Source organism: Salinibacterium sp., from assembly GCF_031364185.1.
Taxonomy (GTDB): domain Bacteria; phylum Actinomycetota; class Actinomycetes; order Actinomycetales; family Microbacteriaceae; genus Rhodoglobus.
This window is the reverse complement of record NZ_JANLVV010000232.1, coordinates 1-5,781: the sequence shown is the minus strand read 5'-3', so window position 1 is coordinate 5,781 and position 5,781 is coordinate 1. Positions and strand designations below refer to the sequence as shown.

Genomic DNA, 5,781 nt, shown 5'->3' with positions numbered 1-5,781 from the left:
TGCGGTGCGACAGTGACGGGCGGGGCATCGGTGCGCACGGCACCCGGGTCATCGGTGGCAATGACGGGCTCGGTCGCGCTGGCGTGAGCGACCTCTTCCTCGACGACGGTGGAGCCGTCATCCTCGATCACCAACTCGTCCTCGACTGGCGCGGTGGCTGGCTCGTCGATGATGACTGCCTCCTGTACTGAATCGTCGTGCGACGCCGAGCGCACTGAAGACGTGCTCGCCGAATTGTCCCCGGATTCGGGTGGGATGGTGGTCATCGGGCTCTCCTCAGGCGTCGCATTCTCATGTCAGTGTAGCGACGGCGCTGAGGCCGGGTGGACAGTTGATGCTCACCCGGATCGGCTACCCCTTCGGCTCGGCCGCCGCCGCGTCCTGTTTAGCCTGCTCGTCGGTCAGTGCAGGTACGTCTGCGCCCGCCAGCGGCAGCGCATAAACGAAACCCCCCAGCACGCCCGAGAATCCCGCCGGCGATTGTGTGGCAGCAAAGGACTTCGCCAGAAACAGGCGCTGACCAGTCTGCAGGGATCCCGCGAATGCCATCACTGCGGCGTAGTCCCCCAGCACGGTCACCTGAATCGGTGCCCTCACCAGAAGCGGGCCTGTGGGCGCAGCGGCAACGGGTGCGACAGTGGCATCATCCGGAACGGCGGGCGCTGCGGCGTCTGCGGGGGCAGCCGCGGGCGTGAGCACCTCCGCAGTGTCGACTGTCAGGCTGACGAGAGTCACACCATTTGACGCGCAAAATTCATTGATCTCGCGCAGGAGAGCCGGAATATCGAGACCCTCGGGCACCGATGTGCGTAGCGCCGCCACCTGACCCGTAATTTCGTCGAGGTTTTCGAACTTCGTTTTCAGCTCAGCAACCTTCGCCTGGTTGACGTCGTTCAGGCCTGCTACCGAAGCCCGCTGCTCGTCGGCACCGTTCGCCTCGTCGAGCAGTGGCGAGATTCCCAGCAGCCAACCCGTCGCGGCAACGACCACCATGAGACCGGCAAGCCCGAACGTGATGATGCGGTTCATTTTTTGTCCTTCGGCTCGAAGCGCTTTGCGAGCGCGACATCGTTGACGAGCAGGTCGACGGCGACGGTGTAGCGGCCCGTCTCGGGGACGAGCACGACGTTGCCCGGGGTCGCATCTACGAAGCCAGGCAGAGATCGCATGCTGTCAAGCCAGTCGGAGACCGAGGCCTGCGGACTATCGACGGTCAACCCCACGACAGCGATGTGCTCCGCCTGGAGGGGAACGATCTCGGCTGCCGGATCGGCCGCGTCTGAGAGCTCGGCCGAAAACGCAGTAATCACGGTGTCTGGCGGTAGGGTCGCGCCGACGAGTGCGAGGTACGGCGCCCACTGGATCTCGCCCGACGCGGCGATCGGCTGAGAGTCCCCAATCCCGCGCAGCTGCGATTCGAGCGTGGTTACAGCAGCATATTTCTGTTGCTCCACCTTGAGGAGCCCAGTTCGGGCCTGCTCCGACTCAAGTTGGGAGTTGGCAAAGGCGAGCCGAGCCGTTCCCGCTCCGATGCCGACGAGCACGACCGCCACCACAGCGACAACCCCGGTAATTAGTTTGCGACGCACACGCGAAGACCTGATGCTGGCTTCATATGCAAGTGGCAGCAGTCGCACGGCGGGGAGCCCCCCGAGAACCAGCCCGGGCATCGCCTGCACGGTGCCCGTTTTCTTTGTGAGCGTGAGCTTGGGCATGACGCTCATGCTGCGCTCCCGAGGGCTAGTCCGACCGCCACGAGCGGTGACGCGTCGACACCGATCGATGCGATGGACTTTTCGGCTGGTTTACGGATGTTGAGTGAGCCGAAGGGCTGTGCTGCGGTGACAGGGAGCCTTGAGTATTCCCCCAGGGCGGCTCCAAAACCTCGCAGATGCGAGGCGCCACCCGAAAGGATGATGCTTCCCACAAAGGTCGTCGGGTGGGCCGATGCGAAATAGTTGAGTGTTTCGCGGATGCTCGTGATGAGTTGGCCGGTCGTCTCGAAGATCGCGGCCGAAGCCAGTCGCTCCTCGGGCGTCGTTGCCGCTGACAGCCCGAGGCTGCGCTTGATCTGCTCGGCCGCATCCGGGTCAATGCTCAACCTCGATGCCAGCGCCGAGGTCACCTCATCACCGCCGGTTGGGATGATTCGGACGAAGGTGGGCACCCCTCCTGTTGCCACAACCACCGTCGTGGTCGATGCTCCGACATCGACAAGTGCCACCGTCCCCGAGCCTTCGCCGCCCCAAAAATTGACGCGCGTTATGGCGAACGGAATGAGGTCGACATTGCTGGGGCTGAGGCCGGAAAGCCGCGCGGCGGAGATGTTCTTCGCTACGGTCGACTCGAGCACGGCCACCAATAGGCCGTTTACGGTGTTGTCGTCGCCCTCACTGATCGGGTAAAAGTCGAGTACGGCATCCTTTGCAGGAAAAGGCAGCACCTCCTGCACATGAAGCGGAAGCATTTCGCGAATCATCTTGATCGGCGCCTTGGGCATGCTGATGTCACGGGCGAGAACCCGCGAACTCCCGACGCCGAGCACGATCTTCTTTGAGGTGAAACCGCCCTGAGACCACAGCGTCTTCAGCGCGGTGGCGACGAGCGCTGGCTCGATAACCTCGCCCTTAGATACCGCGCCGCGGGGCAGGGGAACCTCATGATAACGCCGGAGAATCGGGCGTGCTGTTGCCGTCCCCTCGACTTCTGCGCCGCGGATGCCTGTGGCACCGATGTCGACGCCAACGATGATGCTGGCCATTTCTTTTCTCCCCCGTAAATTGGCGTGGACTAAGCCGCCGTGAGTCCAAACAGTGAGAGGTAACCGGCCGCGATCGGTTGCCCCACAGCGAGGCCGATCCAGGCACCCGCGAGCATCCAGGGCCCGAACGGGATGCCGCTCTTGCGGGTGGCCTTCCCCGTGGCGATGAGCACCCCAGCAAAGAGGCCAGCGAGGATGAACGCAGCCAGTGCGCCTACCGCCAGCGCTCCCCAGCCGGTGAAACCGAGGTACAGCCCGATCAGACCGGCGAGCTTCACGTCGCCAAGACCCATCCCGCCGGGATAGACAAGCGCCATCAGAAAGTACGCCGCCGCAAGAGCGATCATGGCAATTCCGGCGCGGAGCGCGCGCTCTCCATCGCCGCTCAAAAGGCTCGCCGCTCCCAGCAGCAGGACGCCGACGAGGTAACTCGGCACGACGATACGGTCAGGCAGGCGGTGCACATCGATGTCAATCAGAGCGAGGGCAACCGACGCGGCCGCGAGCCACAGGAACGCGAGACACACAAGAACAGCCGAAACGGCCAGCGGAATGGAAGAGGCATCGAGAATCGCAGGCACGGTCAGGCCGGCGGCGAGGAGGAAGAGCAACCCGGTACCGAACTCGACAGCGGGGTAACGCCACGAGATCCCCGTCTTGCAGTTGCGGCACCGGCCACGCAACAGCAGCCAGGAGAGAATCGGGATGTTGTCGCGGGCCTGGATCGGCATGGAGCAGCCGGGACAGGCGCTTGCGGGCGCGATGATCGAGCGCCCGAGCGGCACCCGATAGATGACGACGTTGAGAAATGATCCGATGAGAAGCCCGAGCACCCCGGGTACCGCCGCGATGGCAATCATTCACTTACCTCGCGGAATGAGCCGAATTCGGATTCGACGACGAGGGCCGGTGCGTTCCATTTTTGCTCGAGGGAGCCGTTGCACGCCGCGGTGCGCACCTTAGAGAAGGGATAGCCGTAGGGGACAAACGGGTTGGCTGAGTCGGCGGTGAGGCAGCGGCCCAGAAAGTCGACGAAAAGGTAGCTGGTGTCGTAGTCACCTGTGTAAGAGACCCGCGTCCAGTTCTGGTTCGCGTTGCCTGTACAGCGGGCGAACACTGTGTCAGGTACCGCCCCTCTCGCGGCAGCCTGGAAGCAATAGTTGTTCGCTGGTGTTGCATCGCCGTAGTTGACAGTAATCTGCTGGCCGGCCAAGCGATCCTGGCCCCCTGGGGGTTCCGTGTAGTACCACTTATGGTTCCAATACAGATTTGTACCGGTGCCCGTGGCGTCCTGTTTGCAGGGGTACACAATCATAAATGAATAGTCGATATCCCCGTTGGTAACGTCCAGGCATCGGCCGAATTCTTTATAGCTCACTATCTCGTTTGTCAGCTTCCCCGCGGCGCCAGCTCCCACCTCAGGTGTCGCGTTGAAAGTACCAGAGCAGCCGATCGCGACCTGCGCCCGACCTGTGGAGAAATTCGGACCCTCCCCGGATGTGAGGCAATAGTTACTTGGCCCGTTGCCGATATTCTTCTGCTGGCCCTCCCAGCTGTTCGTCCAGCTCCACAACTGGTTCCAGCGATCTGGGTCATTTGTCGCCTTGCAAGGCTGCAAGAGAGCATTTTGGGTGGCCTGCCCGTCTACCGCTGGGCCGGTGATGCAGAGGCCGAGCGACCCGTTTCGGGCGGTGTGTGAAAGTTTCAGCCGGTAATCGGTCGAGTACGTCCACAGTTCCTTATCAGTATCAGTGCACGACCCCGCCGGCTTGTATTGGATCTCCGACCCCGCCGTTTCAGATACCGCGTGGAGACAGTACGCGCCGTTATTGGCGAACATGAAACCGCCAGCCATGTTCGAGCTGTTCACCTTGAACTTGTACACCGCCGAGAGTGTCCGATTTCCGACGCTCGCTGCCTGACCTCTTAAGGTAACGCCAACTCCGACTGCGCGGATATAGGCGAAAGTAGGCTTCACCAGCACCCCGGTGCCGTTAGCTCGTGGCACTACCCCGCTGCCGTTGGTGCACGACATTTTGTTGGCGGCCCGCCAGGTCGCGTCCCTCCCGCTCGGATCGAGGGTGAAGTAGTTCAGGTCCACCTGGTACGAGGTGCCAGTTCCCGCCCCTTCGACCGTCCCTCCCATGGTGCACGGGAGCTTCTCTACGGCCCCGAGAACCTCTCCAGCGGTGTTTCGAACACCGTTCGCTGTTCGAATGACGCCGAGCGCCGCTTGCAATCCTGCCTGAGCGGAGTAAATGGTTTTAGTGCTCTTTTGCGCCGTGTTCGTGGGTGCCTGCTGAGACAGCGTCACGCTGAGGAGCACGACCGAGAGCCCCGCCACAATGACCATGAAGAAAATTGCGGTGAGCATCGCGACACCACGGTCAGCGGTTTCGCCGTTGCGCGCGCGGTCTCTCCATGCTGTACTCAGGCTGGCTATGCGGATCATGATCTGCTCCCTGCTCGTACACATACGGGGGTGTCGCTGACCAGGTCGACGTTGACGTCGGCATTGCTGGGCGACTTTGTCGAGCTGTTACGAGCAACGAAAGAACTGGTGAACTGGGCACCCTGGTCGAGAGCCTGATTGCCTGCGTGAAGTGCGACGATGAGCTGCTGCATCGAAGAGCCAGAAAGCCCAACGGGTACCAGGGCGAACGGATATGGCGATCCTGGTGTTTGGTCGTCAATGACGTTACTCAGGCGAATGACCCAGGGAGTTGCGGCAGAACCGGCAAGATCGGGCCAGGTGCGCGAACTGAGTGACTTCTGAGCGGGGTCGAACATCCACTGAGTGCAGGTCGTGACGCGGGTGGCGGTGCTTTCGGCGGGTGTGCGGAATTCCACGTACCGTTTGCCGGACGCGGCGGTGCCCGGGTAGTTGATGGAGTCGGAATAGCGCACTTGGCGGTCGAGTGCGCCGAACACTGTTATCGCACCGTTAGTAGACTCGCCCACCAGTTGGGTGCGGGTAGAACTCTGTGACACCGCGACGATTGTCGTCAGCATCATGGCGA

General features: G+C 62.3%; 7 protein-coding genes. All 7 read right to left on the bottom strand.

Going from position 1 to position 5,781, the window contains the following annotated elements; all coding sequences use genetic code 11:
- On the bottom strand, positions 1–266 hold a 266-nt coding region (locus RMN95_RS10270), incomplete at its 3' end, for a hypothetical protein (RefSeq protein WP_309616827.1).
- 85 nt (positions 267–351) lie between these two features.
- A complete protein-coding gene (locus tag RMN95_RS10265) occupies positions 352–1,029 on the bottom strand; it encodes a hypothetical protein (RefSeq protein WP_309616826.1) in 678 nt (225 codons plus the stop codon).
- Positions 1,026–1,724, bottom strand: coding sequence for a hypothetical protein (locus tag RMN95_RS10260; RefSeq protein WP_309616825.1), 699 nt, complete (start codon positions 1,722–1,724; stop codon positions 1,026–1,028). Before RMN95_RS10260 ends, RMN95_RS10265 begins: the two co-directional genes overlap by 4 nt.
- Complete coding sequence (pilM, locus tag RMN95_RS10255) at positions 1,721–2,761, bottom strand: type IV pilus assembly protein PilM (protein WP_309616824.1); 1,041 nt, start codon at positions 2,759–2,761, stop codon at positions 1,721–1,723. Before pilM ends, RMN95_RS10260 begins: the two co-directional genes overlap by 4 nt.
- 29 nt (positions 2,762–2,790) lie before the next feature.
- Positions 2,791–3,621: a prepilin peptidase gene (locus RMN95_RS10250; protein WP_309616823.1), complete on the bottom strand. Its 831-nt coding sequence runs from the start codon at positions 3,619–3,621 to the stop codon at positions 2,791–2,793.
- Positions 3,618–5,213, bottom strand: coding sequence for a hypothetical protein (locus RMN95_RS10245; RefSeq protein ID WP_309616822.1), 1,596 nt, complete (start codon positions 5,211–5,213; stop codon positions 3,618–3,620). The genes RMN95_RS10250 and RMN95_RS10245 overlap by 4 nt, the downstream gene beginning before the upstream one ends.
- Positions 5,210–5,781, bottom strand: a 572-nt coding sequence (locus RMN95_RS10240; RefSeq protein WP_309616821.1) for a hypothetical protein, incomplete at its 5' end; no start/stop codon positions are given. The genes RMN95_RS10245 and RMN95_RS10240, both read right to left, overlap by 4 nt.

What these genes read in the sequence shown, in the direction of transcription:
- RMN95_RS10250 (WP_309616823.1), bottom strand. Translation starts at nt 3,621, where the DNA reads ATGATTGCCATCGCGGCGGTACCCGGGGTGCTCGGGCTTCTCATCGGA.
- pilM (WP_309616824.1), bottom strand. Translation starts at nt 2,761, where the DNA reads ATGGCCAGCATCATCGTTGGCGTCGACATCGGTGCCACAGGCATCCGC.
- RMN95_RS10245 (WP_309616822.1), bottom strand. Translation starts at nt 5,213, where the DNA reads ATGATCCGCATAGCCAGCCTGAGTACAGCATGGAGAGACCGCGCGCGC.
- RMN95_RS10260 (WP_309616825.1), bottom strand. Translation starts at nt 1,724, where the DNA reads ATGAGCGTCATGCCCAAGCTCACGCTCACAAAGAAAACGGGCACCGTG.
- RMN95_RS10265 (WP_309616826.1), bottom strand. Translation starts at nt 1,029, where the DNA reads ATGAACCGCATCATCACGTTCGGGCTTGCCGGTCTCATGGTGGTCGTT.